Source organism: Hymenobacter piscis (genome assembly GCF_018760735.1).
In the GTDB taxonomy this organism is placed as follows: Bacteria; Bacteroidota; Bacteroidia; order Cytophagales; family Hymenobacteraceae; genus Hymenobacter; species Hymenobacter piscis.
Genome location: NZ_JAHHZN010000013.1, coordinates 24456 through 42507, shown reverse-complemented (window position 1 = coordinate 42507; position 18052 = coordinate 24456). Strand labels below are relative to the sequence as shown.

Sequence of the window (18052 nt, the reverse complement as noted above, 5' to 3'; positions counted from 1 at the left end):
CGCATCTGATTACTATTCCTCCACCGTAGTTTCCACCTCCAGCTGCCGCCGGCGCAGTATGCTTTCCAGGGCCACCTGCAACACGTCGGTGCGCACGTTCAGACTGGAAATCTTATTGTTGCGGCGGGTAGGATGCACGCGGTTGGTGAGCACAATGCAGATCAGCTCCTCCTGGGGCTCCACCCAGAACATGGTACCCGTGAAACCCGTGTGGCCGTAGCTGGCCGGGGAGGCGCTCCGGGCCGAATTCACGCTGGGGTTGGCGGCGGGCCTATCGAAGCCCAGGGCGCGGCGGTTATCGGGGCAAAACTGGCAGCGGGTGTACTCTTGCAGGGTTTCGGCTTTGAGTAGCTGCTGGCCGCCGTACTGCCCGTTCCAGGCGTAGAGCTGCACGAGCTTGGCCAGGTCGTTGGCCGAGCCGAACAGGCCCGCGTGGCCCGACAGGCCCCCGAGCAGGGCCGCGCCCTCGTCATCCACGGTGCCATACAGCAATTGGTGGCGGAACAGCGAGTCGTACTCAGTGGGCACGATGCGGCGCAGCGGGAAACGGCGGGTGGGGCGGTAGCCGAGGGTGGTGGCCCCCAGGGGCCGGTAGAACTCCCGGGTCACGAACTCATCGAGGGGCTGGCCGCTGGCTGCCTGCACGAAGCGCGGGTAGAGAATGAACGACAGATCGGAGTACACGTAGCCCGGCTTCTCATGGAGCGGCGACTCGGCAATGGCTTTGAAGATGAGGTCGGGGAAATCCTGGCGGGCCCACAGGCCGGTGGCGGCCCGCAGCGGAAACCGCGCTGACGAATCGGGCCGGAAATAGCGGCGGCTCAGCTCCGCGGGCTGGGTGGCCGATACCGCGCTGGCCGGCGGGCTCTGGCCGAATAGCGCGTTGAAGAAGCCCCGGGGCTTGGTGTAATTCTTCCAGAACGGAATCCAGGCCTTGAGGCGGGCCTGGTGGGTGAGCACGTCGCGCAGCTTCAGGTCCTGCTTGTTGGTGCCCTGCAGGGCCGGCAGCAGCTGGCCCAGGGTCAGGTCGGGCGAGAAGTTGCCCTGGTCCTGGAGCTTCATGAGGGCCGGCAGCGCGGCGCTGACTTTGGTGAGCGAGGCCAGATCGTACAAGTCGTCGGGGCGCACGGGGCGGGCCTTTGGGCCGTAGGTCTGGCGGCCGTAGCTCTTGCGCAGCACCACCGTGCCCCGGCGGGCAATCAGGACCTGGGCGCCCGGGAAGGCCCCGGCCGCCAGGGCCCGGTTCATCACCGAATCGATGCGGCTTTCCAGGTTGTTGTTCATGCCCACGGCCTCGGGGAAGCTGTAGCGCAGCCGGATGCCGCCCTGGGTGGGCAGGCCCAGCCCGTAGCCGTAGCGGCCCGAGGCCGCCACCGGCAGGTGCCCGCAGGCCGAAACGCCCCCGAAAATCACCTCGGCGGCCACCTCCTGGGCGTTCTGGCTTTCCTGGTAGGCCAGCACCACGGCCTCGGCCCGGCTCAAATCGCGCAGGCGGTCCACGGCGTAGGCCGTCCCGAATACCGTCACGACCAGCTGCTGGCCCGGGCCGCCCAGCTCGCGCAGCAGCACGTTCATTTCGGGCGTTACGCCGAAGCTGGTGGCGGGCTGGCGGCCCAGGTTGCTGACGCCCACCAGTACCATGTTGTAGGGCCGGAGCGCCTCGCGCATCCGCGTGAGCTCATCCAAAGAAGGCGCGGCGGGCAGCCAGAAGTGGCGGACAGGCGCGTAATCGGCCACCCGGCGCTGAAAATAGGTGGTATCGGTGGTGCCCAGGGTGAGCGTGGCCAGGCGCAGCGTATCGAGGCGCTGCAGGGGCAGCAGGGTACGCTGATTGCGCAGCACCGTGAGGCTCTGCTCCGTGAGCTGGCGGCTCAGAAACTGGGCGTGGGGCGTGTTGAGGTCGGCCACCAGGTTGTTCAGCTCGATGGGGCGGTAGTGGTTCAGGCCCGACCACTGCTTCAGGGCCAGCACCTTGCGGCAGCGGCGGTCAATTTCGGCCTGGGAAATACGGTCCTGGTTGATGGCCTCCCGAATCAGGCGCAGGGCCAGCGGGATGTTCTTGCTGAACTCCAGGATGTCGTTGCCGGCCAGCACGGCCCGCAAATCGGCCTCGCCGGGCGGGTACTTCGAGATGACGCCCTTCATGTTCATGGCGTCGGTGAAGATGATGCCCTCAAAGCCCAGCTGCTGGCGCAGCAGCCCCTCAATGATGGGTTGGGAGAGAGTAGAAGGTACGCCGGTGGTGTCGAGGGCCGGAATGTTGAGGTGGGCCACCATCATGCCGCCCAGCCCGCGCCGGATCAGGCTTTTAAACGGGAACAGCTCCAGCGTATCGAGCCGCTGCCGGTCCACGCGCAGCAGGGGCAGGGCCAGGTGGGAGTCCACGTCGGTGTCGCCGTGGCCGGGGAAGTGCTTGGCCACGGCCAGCACGCCCGCGTCCTGCATGCCCTTCATGTACTGGTAGCTCTTTTCGGTCACGTTCTCCCGGTTTTCGCCCCAGCTGCGGAAGCCGATGACCGGGTTCTGGGCGTTGTTGTTCACGTCGGCCACCGGGGCAAAATTGACGTGCATACCCAGCCGCCTGAACTGGCCGGCCACTTCCTGGCCCATCTGGTAGAGCAGGGCGTTGTCGCGCAGCCCGCCCAGGCTCATCTGGAAGGGGAAACGTACTACGCTGTCCAGGCGCATGCCCACGCCCCACTCGCCATCCATGGCTACCAGCAGCGGCACCCGGCTCTGGCTTTGGTAGCGGTTGAGCAACCGGCTCTGGCGCACGGGCCCGCCCTGAAAGAAAATCAGTCCCCCGATGCCGTACTGCTGAATCAGGGCCGACACCGAATCCTCATCCACGCGGGTGCGGTTGGAGTAGGCGGCCACCATGAACAGCTGGGCCACCCGCTGGTCGGGCGTGAGCGTGGCCATCACCGAATCGACCCACCGGGACTGGGCCAGCGGGCCGGCAAACGGCACCGGCTGGTTGCGGCTGGTGGTCGGCTTGCGGATGATTTCTTCGTGCAGAATGGGCTTTGGAGGACCGAACCGTACGGGTGCATTTGTAGGTGTCGGTGCTACCCGACGAACCGGCACCACAGAACGGGGTTTGCTGGCAGGTGCGCGGCGGGCTGCGGTACGGGTACGGACGGGGGAGCGGGGGCTGGTTTTGCGGCGGCGCTGGGCCGAGGCATCAGCGCCGCTCAGCAGCAGGGCCAGCAGCCACAGAAACGGAAGAAAGCGGGAAAAAGACAAGGTGTGCAGGACGAGTAGTGAAGAGGCTAATGTAGGGTTTCCACGGCTGGCACCGCCATGCAGGCCCCGGTTGCCGTCGTACCGTCGGCTTGTCTTACTCAAGGCGCCAGGTTTGCTCGTAGAACACCTGGCCCTCGTCGCCGCGCAGGTAGGCCACTACCCGCAACTGCCCGTCCTGGTCCTGAAAGCGAAACAGGCCGTAGTGCTTCTGGTTGATGAGGGCGCTGATGCGCAGGTCGTTGGCTTCGGCAGTGTTCTGGGTGGCGGGGTGGGTGAGGCCGCTGGAGGTGATTTCGACCACCGGCCCGGCCAGCCCCGGCACCGCCAGCCGCGACACTTCCCCGATGTGCCGGTCGCCGCTGATGAGCAGCGTGCCCTTGGGATGGGTTTCAGTGAGCAGGTCCAGGAAGCGCCGGCGGGCGGCCGGGAAGTTGGCCCATTTCTCGAAACGGTGCTGGGTGGGCAGAAACTGAATGCCCGAGCCGATGAGGTGGGCGTCGGCGTCGGAATTCAGCAGCTGCGTGCGCAGCCACTGCCACTGGGCCTCGCCCAGCACGTCGCCGGTGGGGTTGGGCTGGTACACCAGCTGGGCGTCGCGGTGAACCGGGTCCTGAAAATACCGGTCGTCGAGCAAGATAACCTTCACCTTTTTGGTGCCCACCCGGTATTCGTAGGCGGCATAAATACCTTCCTGGCGGCGGCGCGGACTATCGGCCGGCTCCTCCAGAAAATCGAGGGCCAGCTGCTGGTTCTGGGCTTTGAAGGGGTAGTTTTTGTCGCCATCGTTGCGGCCGTAATCGTGGTCGTCCCAGGTTCCGATAACGCGGGTGCCCTGCTCGCGCAGGTGGCGGTAGCCGGGGTGATTAAACTGGGCCGTGTACTTGGCTTGCAGCACCTGGGGGTCGTCGGAGTCGCCGTAGATGTTGTCGCCCAGCCAGATCCACACGTCGGGCTGGGCGCGGGCAATGTCGTCCCAGAGGGGCTGGGGCAGGTCGTGGCGATTGCAGGAGCCGAAAGCCAGGCGCAGCTCCTGCGTAGGGCCCGCCTGCTCGGGGCGCGCCTGCTTGGGGTGCGCCTGGGCGGCGGCGGCTTCGGGCGGCTGGGTAAGCTGGGTGGAAGGTGTGCAGGCGGCCAGCGCCAGGGCCAGCAGCACGCAGAGCGAAGTTGTTTTCATGGCGCAAAGATGCCACCGCCAGCTTTCGGTTGCGGCATCTTTTTGGAGCTCTCCCGGTTACACCAGCATGCCCGACTCCCCCAATTCCCGCCCGCCCCACATCACCGACAACGACGCCCGCCTGCTCAAGGGTATCGGCCTGGGCCTGGGCTGCGCCTTCCTCGCCGGCCTGATACTGCTGGCGGTGGTAGTCTGGTTTAGTTAGGGAAGGAGGTAAGAAGGTGATGGGGTGAGGAGGTGATGGGGTGAGGAGGGGTATGGGAACTGTCATCCTGAGCAGAGCGAAGGATCTTACCACCTGAGAACGATAAATCGTATCAACAACTCATTGCAGCGTGATAAGGTCCTTCGCTCCGCTCAGGATGACAGTTCCCATACCCCTCCTCACCCCATCACCTCCTCACCCCATCACCTCCTCACCCCATCACCTCCTCACCCCATCACCTCCTCACCCCATCACCTCCTCACCCCATCACCCCAATTACCGCTTCTTCTTCACCATCGAGCCGAAGGCGCCTTTTTTCTCGAAGGCGGCTACCACCTCATCCTCGGCGGGGGTACGCTTCACGACGGGGTTATTGGCCCAGAACTCGGGGTCGTAGGGCAGGGCCTTGATGGCCTGCAGGTCGCGGTCGGAAAGGCTGGCGGCGGCGTAGGCCAGGCGCTGGGGCGTGGTGCTCTGGTTGTAGAAATAGGTAAACGACGACACCTTGATGGCCAGCGGCTGCTTGCCGGGCTCCGTCAGGTCGGTGGTCAGGTCCATCTTCATCAGCTCCAGCGGCGCCACCGGGGATTTCTCGTCGGTTTTGAACGACATTTCAATGGCCAGCCGGGCGTTGTCGAATTTCTGCTTGGGGTTGTTGGTGCTGCCCGTGAAGCTGGGCTGCACCACCCGGTAGCGCACAATCTGGTTGGTTTCGATGTCAATCCAGACGGTGCCCTGGGCGCGGTAGCTCACTTCGGGGCGGGTTTCGAAGGTGATTTCGGCCACTCCGCCCGTGGAGTCCTCCCCCACGATGCCCTTGAGCTCGAGCAGGTAATTCTTTTCCACGTTGGGGCTCATCAGGGCCAGGGAGGTGGTGCTGTCCTGGCGCGGGTCGAAGAGGCCGTACTTGCGGGTGTAAACCGAGAAGTTGTTGAGGTTGATGGGGGCCTGCACGGCGGCGTAGCGGCCCTGGGCCAGGGTGGTGCCCAGAATCCGCGCCGGGTTCGACTTCACGTTCCAGACCACTTCCTGCAGCTCGGTGGGCTGGTCGTCGATGCGGGTAATCTGGCGGTAGAAGGCCCGGCCGTAGTAGGTGCGGCGGTAGTTGCTTTGCAGGGTGCGGAAGGCCCGGTCCACCATCTGATAGGGGAAGCTGGCCACTTTCACCTCGGGCAGGGCTACCGTGGCCGAAGCCAGCTCAATGTTGAGCGGGGCGGTGGTAGTCACGCGCAGGGTATCCTTCACGTGGCCCAACTCGGAAATCTGCAGCGTCACGGGCAGGGCGGCTACCACCAGGCTGAACTCGCCCTCCAGGTTGGTGGTGGTGCCGTTGGTGGTGCCGGGCACGGCCACGCTGGCGAAGGGCAGCACCTCCTGGGTATCCTTGTCGCGGACTACGCCGCGCAGCTGCACCTGGGCCTGGCTGAAGTGGGCCACGGTCAGCAGCAGTAGCAGCAGCCCGAGAAGGCGGGCCGGGGAAGCTAATCGGGAAATCGGGCGGAAAACGGGCATAAGCAAGAGCAGCAAAAAAAGAGCAGACAGGATCAGGTAACCTAACGCGGGGCCGTTCTAAAACCGTGCCCTTCCCCACAAAAGTACACCCGAAATGCAACAGACCGCCCCCAATCCGGGTAAGTAGTCCTACCTTGGCCGCCGGGGCGCGGCCGTTGCCGGGCCCCACTGTCCTTTCACTTTCCTTTCCTTTCTACAATCATGCTGAAGCGCGATTTCCTGAAAAACAGCCTGCTCACCGTGGTGGGCGCTTTGGTAAGCCCCGCCGTGCTGGCCGCGGCCCACGAAGAAAAACTGCTCCGTGAAGCCCGCGCCACGCCCATGGCCGATGGCCCGTTCACGCTGCCCGACCTGCCCTACGCCTTCAATGCCCTGGAGCCGCACATCGACGCGCGCACCATGGAAATTCACCACGATGCCCACCACAAAGGCTACGTGAGTAAGCTCAACGCGGCCGTAATGGGCACGCCGGCCGAGAAAATGAGCCTCGCCCAGCTGCTGGCCTCCATGAACAAGCAGCCCGAGGCCATCCGCAACAACGCCGGCGGCCACTGGAACCACTCCTTTTTCTGGCAGATTATGGCTCCCAAGGGCGGCGGCCAGCCCACCGGCAACCTCGCCACAGCCATCACCAAGGACTTCGGCTCCTTCGATAAGTTCAGCGAGGAATTCACTAAAGCCGCCAGCGGCCGGTTTGGCTCCGGCTGGGCTTGGCTGATAGTGGATAAGAAATCCGGCAAGCTCATGGTCACCTCCACCCCCAACCAGGACAACCCGCTGATGGATCTGCCCGGCATGCAGCGCGGCATCCCCGTGCTCGGCCTCGACGTGTGGGAGCACGCCTACTACCTCAAGCACCAGAACAAGCGCCCCGACTACATCAAGGAGTTCTGGAGCGTGGTCAACTGGTCGGAAGCCAACAGCCGCTACGACGAAGCCCGCAAAGGCTAGCTTTTTTTGGCTGCTGGCTGCTGGCTGTTACCGGGAAGCAAATACAAAAGCCCTGCGCGTGAGAACAAGCTGTTTTCGCGCGCAGGGCTTTTGTATTTCCCCGGAAAGGTAGTGCTTCGGCTGTTGGCTGTTGGCTATCAGCCAACAGCTTAATCATCAACTTACATATCTCCGGCCTGGTTGAGGGCGCTCAGCAGGTGCTTGTCGATGAGGGCGAACAGGTGCTGGAGCGGCTGAGGCGCGTTTTCCTCTACCCGCACCTGCTTGGTGCCCTGGGCCGTGGTGATGCTCAGTACGGTGGCCGGCATGTCGGAGGCGCCGCTGGAGTAGCTGTCCGGAAGCTGCCGAAACCCGATCTGCTCCGCTTCCCGCAGAAAATCCTGCACCACGGCCGGACTCATCGTCAGCTGGCGCCTGCCTTCTACCGGGGCGTAGCGAAATCCTTCGTACTCCACCCGTCCATCGGCGTATACCCGGGCCGTGTAGCTGGGGCACTTACCCAGGCAGGGGGTGCGGCTGAAGATCAGGGTCGGCCGGGCCAGCTGCCCCGCCGGAACCGAAGGTCCATCCGGTGTTTCCACGGGTTCGGGCAGGCGCACGGGAGGCGTTTTCGGCGTGGGCTGGGGGACTGGCTCCCGCTCTGGAGCAGGAGCCGGAACGGGTTGGCGGGGCTGCTCCGGGGCCGGCTGACGTTCTGGAGCAGGAGCCGGTTGCGGGATTGGGTGGCGTGGCTGTTGCGGAGCAGGAGCCGGTTGCGGAGTAGGAGTAGGAGTAGGTTGGGGCGCGGGAACCGGAACCCGGGTAGGTGCAGGCGTACGGGGCGTTTGGCGGGGCGGGGCGGGCACTGGGGGCTGCTTCGTCGGGCCGGGAGCGGGAACTGGTGCCTGCTTGGTCGGACCAGGAACGGGTGGAGGAGTATGGGGCTGACGGCCCGGGGCGGGTACCGGGGGCTGACGGCCGGGCCCCGGGGCCGGCGGAGGAGTGTAGGGCGGCCGGCCGGGTCCCGGGGCCGGCGTGGTGGGGGCCGGCTGCGGGGCCGGCGGATACTGGCCCGGCGCGTACGTAACCGGACCGGGAGCCGGCTGCCAGCGGCCCCGGGGCGGACGGCGGTAGCGCTGGGGCTCCGAGTACGTGACGCCCCCCTCAGTGGCGGCGGGGACGTAGTAGTTCACCGTGCAGGCTGGCAGGGCGCTTAGCCCCAGTAACAGTACGAATGCGGGAAATAAGGCAGCGCGCATGGAAGGAACGAAAAGGAGAGATGGGAGAAACCGGTTCGCTATATAGCGAATTCCCGATTGCCAAACTTGGTGCCAGAACCAGCAAAAAGCCCCGCTGCCGGTCCGGCAGCGGGGCTAAAAGTTCCCGAAATTCTGGAAAAGTTACGAACGGCGCGTTTTGCGTGGCTTCTTCGGCGAAATATCGGCGGCACCGGTGCCGGGTTCTTCGTCGAGGTCGGCCGCATCGGAGTCGGTACGGGCGACGCGGGGGGCGCCTTTGGCCTGGGCTTCGCGCTCCTGGGCAGCTTTCATGGCGTCGGCGAGGCGGGCCGAGAAGCCACTGGGCTTCTTGTCCTTGTTCTTCACCTTGTTGGCTTCGAGCTTGGCCCGCACCTTGTCGTCGTCCACGAAGCGGCGGGTAATGGCCTGCTGGGCCATCGTCACCAGGTTCGAAACCAGGTAGTACCAGGTCAGACCAGCGGCGAAGCTGTTGAGCACGAAGAAGAAAATCAGCGGCATCAGGTAGCTGTAGAACTTCATCGGGCCCTGCATGGCCGAGGGGTTGCTCTGGTTACTCTGGTACGTCATGGCCAGGGTCGAGAGCGTCATGAGCACGGTAAACATGCTGATGTGGGAGCCCAGGAAAGGCAGCTCGAAGGGCAGCTTGAGAAACTCGTCGTACGTGCTCAGGTCCCGGGCCCACAGGAAGGGCTCCTGGCGCAGCTCAATGGCGTTGGGGAAGAACTGGAACATGGCAAACAGGATCGGGAGCGTGAGCAGGGTGGGCACGCAGCCGCTGAGCGGGTTCACGCCCATGCTCTGGTTGAGCTTCATCGTTTCCTGCTGCTGCTTCACCTGGTCGTCGGGGTACTTGGCCTTGATGGCGTCGAGCTCGGGCTTGAGCACCTTCATCTTGGCCTGACTCTCGTACGTTTTGTAGGTCAGGGGCCAGGTCACGAGCTTGATGAGCACCACCAGCAGCACGATAATCAGGCCGTAGGAGCTGATGAACTGCTCCAGGAAGTGGAACACGGGCAGCACCACGAAGCGGTTCACCCAGCGGAACAGGCCCCAGCCCAGGTTCACGTTACGGTCGAATTCGGGCGCTACTGTTTTAAGCAGATCCAGGGAATTCGGCCCGAAGTAGAAGCGGAAGTTGGCTTTGCCCTGCTGCACATCCGTCACCGGAATCTTGAGCGTGCTGCTCAGCGTCTTGAGGTAGGTCGAGTCGTTGAGGTCAACCGAGGAGTTAAGCTGGCCCGAGCTGAAGGCGTTATCGGCAATGATGCCGGCAATGAAAAAGTTGTGCTTGTGGGCGGCCCACTTCAGGGGTTCTTCCACCGTTATTTCCTCCGGGCTCTCGCTGGCCTCGAACAGAACCGTGTGGTCGCCCGATACGAGGTATCGGTTGATGGCCGTGTGGTTACGGTTCTGCTTGCGGTCCTGCTCGGTCTGGCGCACGTTGTCCACGAACGTAAACGTGAGTGCCTCCTGGGCCAGGGTCTGGTTCAGGCCGTTGAAGCGCAGCTGGTAGCCCACCTCGTAGGAGCCGGGCGCCAGCGAGTAGCGCTGCTCAATCTGGCCGCCGGCCACGTCGGCCACGAAGCGCAGGGCTTCGGTGCCCTGGGGCTCGGCCCGGAAGTAGAGGTCCGAGAGCTTCACCTGGCGGCCGTCGGTGGTGCGGAAGCGGGTGTCAATTTTCGCGCTCTGGGCATCGAAAATATCGAGGGGCTGGCCGAAGAAGGTTTTGAACTTGTGCAGGCGCACGGCCTGTACCTGGCCGCCCTTCGAGGAGAAAGACACCGTCAGCAGGTCGTTTTTCAGCTCCATAGTCTGGGCCGTGCCCTGGGCTGCAGCGGCAAACGAGCCCAGCTGCCGGGCCAAGGCCACCGAGTCCGGCGCGGCGGGGGCGGCTCCCGGCGTGTTGGCCGAGGCCTTGGCCGCCGCCGTGGTTTTGGCCGGGTCAGCCGACTCGGGCGTGGGTTTGGGCGCGAACTGAAGGTAAATCAGAAGCAAGGCCGCCATCAAAAACAGGCCAATTGCTGAATTTCTGTCCATTTAGTAAGTAGAGTGTGCCCGCACCACAACGGCCCGGACGGGAAATACAAAACCGGGCCGCCAGCTCGGAAACCAGCCACCCAACCGCAAAGGTCGGGTTTGTCGGCCGAATATTTTCCGGCCGGCCGTTTTTTGCTGGAAAGCGGGCCGAAAAGTCGAAGAAAAGCGGCCGTAAACAGAACGTCATTCCGAGCGAAGCCGAGGAATCTCGCGTGCTGACGTTAGGCCTGGCAGCTCTTATAAGTAGAGTTACTTTGGCAACATCAGCACGCGAGATTCCTTGGCTCCGCTCGGAATGACGTTCCTTCTAACCCCCGATTACCCCTTCCGGTACTGGATGGCGGCTTTCACGAAGCGCACGAACAGCGGATGGGGATTCTGAACGGTGCTTTTTAGCTCGGGGTGGAACTGGCCGGCCACGAACCAGGGGTGGTTGGGCAGCTCCACTACTTCCACCAGGCCGGTTTCGGGGTTGCGGCCCGAGGCCACCATGCCGGCCTGCTCGTAGCGCTCCAGGTAGTCGTTGTTGAACTCGTAGCGGTGGCGGTGCCGCTCGCTGATGTGGTTGCGGCCGTAGGCCTTGGCGGCCTTTGAGCCCCGGCGCAGTTCGCAGTCGTAGGCGCCCAGGCGCATGGTGCCGCCCTTCTGGGTAATGTCCTTCTGGCCCTCCATCATGGCAATAACGGGCTCGGGCGTGTTCGGGTCCATTTCCGTAGACGAGGCCTGGGACAAGCCCAGCACGTTGCGCCCGAACTCGACTACTGCCACCTGCATACCCAGGCAGATGCCGAAGAAGGGGATGTTGTTTTCGCGCACGTACTGCACGGCGGCAATCTTGCCCTCGAAACCCCGCTCGCCAAAGCCCGGCGCTACCAGCACGCCGTGCACGCCGTGGAGCTGCTGGGCCACGTTCTCGGCCGTCAGGTGGTCGCTCTGAATGCTGCGCACCGTGACCTTGCACTCGTTCTGAGCCCCGGCGTGAATGAACGACTCGATGATGGACTTGTAGGCGTCGGGCAGCTCCACGTACTTGCCTACCAGCGCAATCGTGACTTCCTCGGTGGGGTTTTTGAGCCGACCCAGAAAGTCCTTCCAGGCTTCCAGATCGGGCTGGGCAGCCCCGCCCCCCAGCTTGAGCTTCTTGATCACGCGCTCATCGAGGTGTTCCTTGAGCATGAGCAGCGGCACCGAGTAGATGCTGTCGGCGTCGAGGCTCTCGATAACGGAGTTGATGTTCACGTTGCAGAAGAGCGCGATTTTGCGGCGCATCTCGGCCGGAATCGGGTGCTCGGAGCGGCACACCAGAATATCGGGCTGGAGGCCGGCGCTGCGCAAATCGCGCACCGAGTGCTGGGTGGGCTTGGTTTTGAGCTCCCCGGCGGCCTTCAGGTAGGGGAGCAGCGTGAGGTGAATCACGAGGGAGCTGTTCTCGGGCAGCTCCCAGCGCAGCTGCCGCACCGATTCCACGAAGGGCAGGCTTTCAATGTCGCCAATCGAGCCCCCGATTTCGGTAATCACCACGTCGAACTGGCCCGTTTGGCCCAGCAGCAGCATGCGCCGCTTGATTTCGTCGGTGATATGGGGCACGACCTGCACGGTTTTGCCCAGGTAGGCGCCCTCGCGCTCCTTGGTAATCACGTGGTCGTAGATGCGGCCGGTGGTCACGTTGTTGGCCTGGGAGGTGGGCACGTTCAGGAACCGCTCGTAGTGGCCCAGGTCGAGGTCGGTTTCGGCCCCGTCGTCGGTCACGTAACATTCGCCGTGCTCGTAGGGGTTGAGCGTGCCGGGGTCGATGTTGATGTAGGGGTCGAACTTCTGGATGGTGACCCGGAAGCCGCGGGCTTGCAGCAATTTGGCCAGGGAGGCCGAAATGATGCCTTTGCCCAGCGAGGAAGTAACGCCGCCCGTTACAAAAATGTACTTGGCCGTTGCAGCCGCGGAAGTGGAATTTCGGTCTGGCATAACGGGAAACAAAGTTAGGCGTTATCCGCGGGCGGCTACCGTTGCACAGGATATTTTTCGGTGTATGAAGCCTACATAATTTCGGCGCCGCCCCCAACTAAAAAGTCCGGCCGACTGCGCACCAGGGCAGTCGGCCGGACCGGAAACCGGGGCCAGAAAACGGGCAACCGGACCTAGTGACCCAGCGAAACCCCGATCACCTCTTCCACGGGGCCGGTAGAAAGCAGCTGCGTGCGCAGGGTGTCGGCATCGGCATCGAGCTGGGGGCGAATCTGGTCGAGGGCCAGACGCAGGCCCTGAATATCGGCGAGGCGGGCGGCTTTGCCCTGGCCGTAGCCGTGGTACATGGCCACGCGCACCTTGCTGCGGCCCTCGCCCACGTAGGAGCCAATTACCTCGCCCCGGGCGTTGATAATCTGCATTTCGGCCTTCACGCGGGTGCGATACCACTCCAGGGGCAGGGCCAGCAGGCTGGGCGTCATCAGGGTCAGCATCTGAATCGCCTGGAAAAAGTGGCCGGTGCGCTGCTGCTCACCCTGAATAACCAGCAGCTTGGCGTAACCGTAGCGTACCGAGTCTTCGCGGGGCTCGGCCAGGTGGTACGACAACTCCTGGCGGAAGGCCTTCACCGCGTCGTCGGGGTAGCCGTCTTCGGAAGAAACCGTCAGCGGGCCGGCTTCCAGCACGGGCTCCAGGTTGGGCAGCCGACCCAGGGCCACCGAGTTGTTGGAACGGATAGTCCGAAAAACGGCCTTTTCCGTCGATTTACAGGCGTTCAGCGTCAGGCTGGCGCACAAAATCAGCAAGGCAAAACGGTAGGGCTGCGGCATAATGGCGGTTCGTCAGAGGCTGGTAGTCAGGCTGAAATCAGAAGAAAACCCCCAGCTTTCAAAAGTACGGGAAAGCCGGGGGAAGCGCGTTGCAGAAATACGAGAAAAATTGTAATAAAATGATATTTATTGGATTGTATATAGAGAAACTGCAACGACTCCTGGACTAACAGCAGCCACCAAAAAAAATTCCCGTCCAACTCAGAATGAGCCGGACGGGAATGTTGAATAAGTGAAGAAACGCGTTGAATCAGTGCATCGGCCGGGCCGCCAGGGCACTGTCGGTTTCCGCCAGGTCGATGACGGGGTCGGGGGCCACGTAGTCGTCGATGAACTCGCCTTCCCAGCGGGCTACTACGGCCGAGGCCAGGCAGTTGCCGGCCACGTTCACGGCCGTGCGGGCCATGTCCATGAGCGCATCAATGCCCAGAATAATGAATACGGGCCAGGCCGGCAGGTTGAACGAGGCCACCGTAGCCAGCAGAATCACGAGCGAAGCGCGGGGTACGCCGGCCACGCCCTTGCTGGTGAGCATGAGCGTGAACACCATCACGAGCTGCTGGCCCAGCGTCAGCTCCACGCCTGCCGCCTGGGCCACGAACACGGCCGCCAGGGAAAGGTAGAGCGTGGTGCCGTCGAGGTTGAAGGAGTAGCCCGTGGGCATTACGAAGGCCACAATACGGCGCGGCACGCCCACGCTTTCCATGGCTTCCATGGCCCGGGGCAGGGCGGCTTCCGAGGAGGTGGTGGCGAAGGCAATGCTCACCGGCTCGGCAATGGCCGTCACGATGCGCTTAATGGGCAGGCGGGCAATGAGGGCCACCGGCAGCAGCACCAGCAGCACGAAGGCAATAAGGGCGGCGTAGAGCGTGAGCAGCAGCTGAAACGCGTTAAGCAGCGGCGCGAAGCCCATTTTGCCCACCGTGTAGGCAATGGCCCCGCCCACCCCGATGGGGGCGAAGTACATCACCACGTTGGTGAACTTGAACATCACCTCCGACAGGCTTTCGGTTACCGTGAGCAGGGGCTGGCGGTGCTTCTGGTGCACCATGGCCAGGCCGATGGCGAAGATGATGGCAAACACCACCACTTGCAGCACCTCGCCGTTGGCTACCGATTTGGCAATGTTTTCGGGGAAGATGTGCAGGATAATGTCGCTGGTGCTCTGCTCCACGGTCTGGAGCTGCTCGGTATCGGCGGCAATGCCGCTGCGGTTGATGCCCATGCCGGCCTTCGACAGGTTGATGGCCGCCAGCCCGATGAAGAGGGCAAACGTGGTCACGATTTCAAAGTACACCAGGGCCTTGATGCCCATGCGGCCCACCTGCTTGAGGTCGGCGTGGCCGGCAATGCCCACGACCAGGGTGGCAAAAACCAGCGGCGCAATAATGGTCTTGACGAGGCGCAGGAAAATGTCGCTGAGCACTTTCAGGTTCACGGCCAGGGCCGGGTAGTCGTTGCCCAGCTCGGCTCCCACAAACATGCTCACCACAATCCAGAAGGTGAGGGAGCGGCGCTTAACGGCCATCCAGGCCAGGGCGGCCAGGAACAGCCAGCGCAGGACCAGGGCCACCGTTGGGTCGAGCAGGGGCGGGGTACGGGCGGCCAGCACCGTGGCGGCGGCCGCCAGCACGAACAGCAGGAGAACAAGAAGCGAGAGTCGCGAAAACTTCATGCGCGGCAGAACTAAGGGCGAGAGAAAAGGAGTGGGGTTCGGACAAATATAGCCCGATTGGCACGGAGAAACGCGCCCCAACCACTAGCTTCGGCCCCTGTTGCCCGAAATCCTTCGCTTCTCTGGTTCCGCCCGCCCATGCTCACCTGGACGCTCACGCCCCTGCGGCTGCCGTTGCGCTTCACCTGGAAAATTGCCCGCAACGCCTCCGCCCACAAAACCAACCTGCTGGTGGAAGTGGCCGGCGGCGGCTACCAGGGCCGGGGCGAGGCCGCTCCCAACATCCGGTACCACGAAACCCCCGAGCGCCTGCAAACTGAGTTTGCTGCCCTGGTCACAGCCGGGCTGGGCGCCTGCGAAACCCTGGCCGAGCTGACGGAATTCCTGGCCCGAAACCTGCCTGCCCCGGCGCTGCGGTTTGCGCTGGAATCGGCGTTTGTGCACCGGGAGGCGGCCCGGGCGGGGCAGGGCGTGGCCGCCTGGCTGGGCGTGGCTCCACCCATCGGGCCGGTGCCGACGGCGGTATCGTTGCCCATTATGGAAGTGGGTGCGGTGGCCGCTTTCGTGCGGGAGCAGGGCCTGGGGCGGTTTCCGCTGCTCAAAATCAAGGTGAACCGCGAAGGGGCGCTGGATTTGCTCCGCGAAGTCACCCGCCTGCGGCCCGGCCACCCGCTCATCATCGATGGCAACGAAGCCTGGGCCGACGCCGACAGCCTCCACCACAGCTTGGAGCAAATCCGGCACCTACCCGGCCTGCGGGTGCGCCTGCTGGAGCAACCCCTGCCGGCCGCCTGCGCCGCCGATTACCGCGCCCTCAAGGGCCAGCTGGGCTGCCCCGTTTTCGCCGACGAATCAGTAACCGACGACGCCGATTTTGCCGACATTGCCCGACAGTTCGACGGCGTGAACATGAAGCTGATGAAGGCCGGCGGCTACCTGAACGGCCTGCGCATGCTGCGCGAGACCCGCACTCACGGCCTGCAAACCATGCTCGGCTGCATGGTCGAAACCTCGCTTGGCATCTGGTCGGCCCTGCAAGTCAGCTCCCTGGCCGACGTCTGTGACCTCGACGGCTTCCTCATCGTCCGCGACGAACCGTTCGGGCTGGTCCGCGAGGAAGCCGGTTTTCTGACGGGAAGTGAGGGAGGCCAAAAAGAACTGTAAAAGAACTGTCATCCTGAGCGGCGCGAAGGGTCTTATTGCGCTGCAACGGCCCCGTAACAACGGCTCGTGCTAACGTGACAAGGTCCTTCGCGCTGCTCACGATGACAGTTCTTTGGGCGGGTGGTAGGCCAGACCTACTTCAGCTTGGCATCAATGGCCTGAATCTGCTGATCCAGGGCCGACGTATCGGGTTTCGACTGGCCGGCGGTGCTGAGTAAGCTGATTTTCTGGTTGAGCAACTGGATCTTCTCCGCCATCAGGCTGATTTTGGTATTCATCTCCGTCAGGCGGGTTTCCATAGCCAGAGGAGTAGCCGGGGCCGGACGCGGGTCTACGTAGGTGTTGAACTGGGCCGTGGCGGGCACCGAGTTGTCGCCCCGGGCCTGGGCGGCGCTGGCGGGCGTACCAAACACGATGTCGCCGTTGGGCCGCACGTAGTCGCCCTCCTTGAGGGTGGTGATTTTGCCGCCGGGCAGCTCCACAATGCCGCTTTTGTAATTGATTTTGGTGCCGTTGGAAAGCAGTACGTTCTTAGTGAGTGGGGTGGGGCGCTTGCCATTCACCAGCACCACTTCGCCGTTCTGGAGCATAAACCGGTCGGAAGGAGCCGTTTCGACCGGGCCGGCCACGTTGGCGGTCTGGGCCAGCACGGCCGGGGCGGCGCCCAGACTCAGGAGCACGAGCAGCAGGAGCGTTTTTTTCATGGGAGTGAGCAGTTAGAGGGAATTAGAGGGAGATGATGAGGTTGCTTACGGCAGATGACGGGCCGCGTTGAGGCGGCATTATAATTGCCAGTCCCGGGATGACCCGCCGACTTCTTCTATTTTTACAAAATTTCCCTGAACTGTGTTGCGACATTAAATGTATGTACATATATTTGCAGCGCGTTCCGGTCATCCATGCAACACATGAGAATTGAAGACGAAATCAAGCAGTCGGCCTTCAAGGACGATTTCCAGAAAGCCCACATCAACCTAATGTTCACCGCGGGCTGGCTCCAGCAGCAGCAGAGTGCTTTCTTTAAGGAACATGGCCTCACGTTGCCGCAGTTTAACATTCTGCGCATTCTGCGGGGCCAGCACCCGAAGCCGGCCACAGTCAACCTACTGATTGAGCGCATGCTCGACAAAACCAGCAACGCCTCGCGCATTGTGGACAAGCTGGAAACCAAGGCCCTGGTCACCCGCACGGTATGCCCCAGCAACCGCCGCGCCGTGGATATCCGCATTACGGCGGCCGGGCTGGGGCTGCTGAGCCACCTCGATGAGCTCATGCAGCACTACCAGCTCGGCCTACAGAATCTAACGGCTGAGGAAGCTGCCCAATTGAGCTATCTGCTCGATAAAATCCGCGACTGACGGTTGTTTCAGTCACTGTTTTGCTTTTCACCCCTCGTTTTTTACGCATGAAAAAGTTCTTCCTGCCGGCCCTGCTGGCCGCCTCCCTGCTGGCCGCCGCCCCGGCTTCGGCCCAGAAAAAAGTAACTCCCGGCTCTTCCAAAGCGGCCTCCACCAGCTACGCGCTTCAGCCCCAGCTGAGCACTCTGGGCTGGGTGGGTAAGAAAGTAACCGGCCAGCACAACGGCACCATGCAGTTCAAGGACGGCGACGTGCTCGTGCGCGGCAGCCAGATCGTGGGCGGCACCTTCACGGTGGACATGAACTCGCTGAAAGTAGAAGACATCAAGGAGCAGGAATACAACGCCAAGCTGGTGGGCCACCTGCGCTCGGAGGATTTCTTCAGCATCGATAAGAACGCCACGTCCACGTTCAAAATCACGAGTGTAACTCCCCTCAAGGGCGACGCCAACGGCAACAACGCCACCGTAACCGGCGACCTGACCATCAAGGGCATCACCCAGAAAATCAGCTTCCCGGCCAAAGTGGGCGTGAAGGGCGGCGTGGCCTCGGCCTCCGGCGTAGCCACCATCGACCGCACCAAGTTCGACATCAAGTACGGCTCCAAGTCGTTCTTCGAAAGCATCGGCGACAAAGCCATCATGGATGAGTTCACGCTCAGCTTCAATATCATCGCCAAGAAGTAATTCCGGGCTTTGAG

Annotated in this window: 14 protein-coding genes; 5 read left to right on the top strand and 9 right to left on the bottom strand. The window is 63.1% G+C overall.

The annotated features are described in order from the left end of the window. Positions 1–12: 12 nt before the first annotated feature. Entirely contained in the window at positions 13–3246 is a 3234-nt protein-coding gene (locus KLP40_RS14040; RefSeq protein ID WP_246558855.1) for a glycoside hydrolase family 3 N-terminal domain-containing protein, read from the bottom strand. Between the two features lie 94 nt (positions 3247–3340). Next, on the bottom strand, positions 3341–4420 hold the full coding sequence (locus tag KLP40_RS14035; protein ID WP_215594459.1) for an alkaline phosphatase D family protein: 1080 nt from the start codon (positions 4418–4420) through the stop codon (positions 3341–3343). A 67-nt stretch (positions 4421–4487) separates the two neighbouring features. Here KLP40_RS14035 and KLP40_RS14030 point away from each other — a divergent pair, with 67 nt between their 5' ends. Then, positions 4488–4625 carry a hypothetical protein gene (locus KLP40_RS14030; protein ID WP_215594458.1) on the top strand — a complete coding sequence of 46 codons (138 nt, stop codon included), beginning with the start codon at positions 4488–4490 and terminating at the stop codon, positions 4623–4625. 276 nt (positions 4626–4901) lie between these two features. Here the strand turns inward: KLP40_RS14030 and KLP40_RS14025 are convergent, their stop codons facing one another. Beyond that, positions 4902–6137 (bottom strand): carboxypeptidase-like regulatory domain-containing protein, encoded by a 1236-nt coding sequence (locus tag KLP40_RS14025; protein WP_215594456.1) that lies wholly within the window; start codon positions 6135–6137, stop codon positions 4902–4904. Positions 6138–6338: 201 nt separating this feature from the next. On the opposite strand from KLP40_RS14025, the gene KLP40_RS14020 reads away from it, so the two are divergent. Further along, on the top strand, positions 6339–7088 hold the full coding sequence (locus tag KLP40_RS14020) for a superoxide dismutase (protein ID WP_317196776.1): 750 nt from the start codon (positions 6339–6341) through the stop codon (positions 7086–7088). A gap of 161 nt (positions 7089–7249) precedes the next feature. Here KLP40_RS14020 and KLP40_RS14015 read toward each other — a convergent pair whose 3' ends face one another. The 5 genes from KLP40_RS14015 to KLP40_RS13995 form a co-directional block, all read right to left on the bottom strand. After that, entirely contained in the window at positions 7250–8326 is a 1077-nt protein-coding gene (locus KLP40_RS14015) for a DUF6438 domain-containing protein (protein ID WP_215594455.1), read from the bottom strand. Between the two features lie 141 nt (positions 8327–8467). Next, complete coding sequence (yidC, locus tag KLP40_RS14010) at positions 8468–10363, bottom strand: membrane protein insertase YidC (RefSeq protein WP_215594454.1); 1896 nt, start codon at positions 10361–10363, stop codon at positions 8468–8470. Between the two features lie 318 nt (positions 10364–10681). Continuing rightward, entirely contained in the window at positions 10682–12325 is a 1644-nt protein-coding gene (locus tag KLP40_RS14005) for a CTP synthase (protein WP_215594453.1), read from the bottom strand. 173 nt (positions 12326–12498) lie between these two features. Next, positions 12499–13155: a hypothetical protein gene (locus KLP40_RS14000; RefSeq protein WP_215594452.1), complete on the bottom strand. Its 657-nt coding sequence runs from the start codon at positions 13153–13155 to the stop codon at positions 12499–12501. Between the two features lie 250 nt (positions 13156–13405). Beyond that, positions 13406–14830, bottom strand: a complete 1425-nt coding sequence (locus KLP40_RS13995; RefSeq protein ID WP_215594451.1) for a dicarboxylate/amino acid:cation symporter — start codon at positions 14828–14830, stop codon at positions 13406–13408. 138 nt (positions 14831–14968) lie between these two features. Between KLP40_RS13995 and KLP40_RS13990 the strand changes: the two genes are divergently transcribed. After that, positions 14969–15994: a dipeptide epimerase gene (locus KLP40_RS13990; protein ID WP_215594450.1), complete on the top strand. Its 1026-nt coding sequence runs from the start codon at positions 14969–14971 to the stop codon at positions 15992–15994. Positions 15995–16128: 134 nt separating this feature from the next. Here KLP40_RS13990 and KLP40_RS13985 read toward each other — a convergent pair whose 3' ends face one another. After that, positions 16129–16698: a DUF6799 domain-containing protein gene (locus KLP40_RS13985; protein ID WP_215594449.1), complete on the bottom strand. Its 570-nt coding sequence runs from the start codon at positions 16696–16698 to the stop codon at positions 16129–16131. Positions 16699–16902: 204 nt separating this feature from the next. Between KLP40_RS13985 and KLP40_RS13980 the strand changes: the two genes are divergently transcribed. Together KLP40_RS13980 and KLP40_RS13975 are read left to right on the top strand one after the other, a co-directional pair. Beyond that, positions 16903–17352 (top strand): MarR family winged helix-turn-helix transcriptional regulator, encoded by a 450-nt coding sequence (locus KLP40_RS13980; RefSeq protein WP_215594447.1) that lies wholly within the window; start codon positions 16903–16905, stop codon positions 17350–17352. Between the two features lie 47 nt (positions 17353–17399). Then, positions 17400–18038, top strand: coding sequence for a YceI family protein (locus tag KLP40_RS13975; protein WP_215594446.1), 639 nt, complete (start codon positions 17400–17402; stop codon positions 18036–18038). Positions 18039–18052: the final 14 nt, after the last annotated feature.

What these genes read in the sequence shown, in the direction of transcription:
- KLP40_RS14035 (WP_215594459.1), bottom strand. Translation starts at nt 4,420, where the DNA reads ATGAAAACAACTTCGCTCTGCGTGCTGCTGGCCCTGGCGCTGGCCGCC.
- KLP40_RS14030 (WP_215594458.1), top strand. Translation starts at nt 4,488, where the DNA reads ATGCCCGACTCCCCCAATTCCCGCCCGCCCCACATCACCGACAACGAC.
- KLP40_RS14025 (WP_215594456.1), bottom strand. Translation starts at nt 6,137, where the DNA reads ATGCCCGTTTTCCGCCCGATTTCCCGATTAGCTTCCCCGGCCCGCCTT.
- KLP40_RS14020 (WP_317196776.1), top strand. Translation starts at nt 6,339, where the DNA reads ATGCTGAAGCGCGATTTCCTGAAAAACAGCCTGCTCACCGTGGTGGGC.
- KLP40_RS14015 (WP_215594455.1), bottom strand. Translation starts at nt 8,326, where the DNA reads ATGCGCGCTGCCTTATTTCCCGCATTCGTACTGTTACTGGGGCTAAGC.
- yidC (WP_215594454.1), bottom strand. Translation starts at nt 10,363, where the DNA reads ATGGACAGAAATTCAGCAATTGGCCTGTTTTTGATGGCGGCCTTGCTT.
- KLP40_RS14005 (WP_215594453.1), bottom strand. Translation starts at nt 12,325, where the DNA reads ATGCCAGACCGAAATTCCACTTCCGCGGCTGCAACGGCCAAGTACATT.
- KLP40_RS14000 (WP_215594452.1), bottom strand. Translation starts at nt 13,155, where the DNA reads ATGCCGCAGCCCTACCGTTTTGCCTTGCTGATTTTGTGCGCCAGCCTG.
- KLP40_RS13995 (WP_215594451.1), bottom strand. Translation starts at nt 14,830, where the DNA reads ATGAAGTTTTCGCGACTCTCGCTTCTTGTTCTCCTGCTGTTCGTGCTG.
- KLP40_RS13990 (WP_215594450.1), top strand. Translation starts at nt 14,969, where the DNA reads ATGCTCACCTGGACGCTCACGCCCCTGCGGCTGCCGTTGCGCTTCACC.
- KLP40_RS13985 (WP_215594449.1), bottom strand. Translation starts at nt 16,698, where the DNA reads ATGAAAAAAACGCTCCTGCTGCTCGTGCTCCTGAGTCTGGGCGCCGCC.
- KLP40_RS13980 (WP_215594447.1), top strand. Translation starts at nt 16,903, where the DNA reads ATGAGAATTGAAGACGAAATCAAGCAGTCGGCCTTCAAGGACGATTTC.
- KLP40_RS13975 (WP_215594446.1), top strand. Translation starts at nt 17,400, where the DNA reads ATGAAAAAGTTCTTCCTGCCGGCCCTGCTGGCCGCCTCCCTGCTGGCC.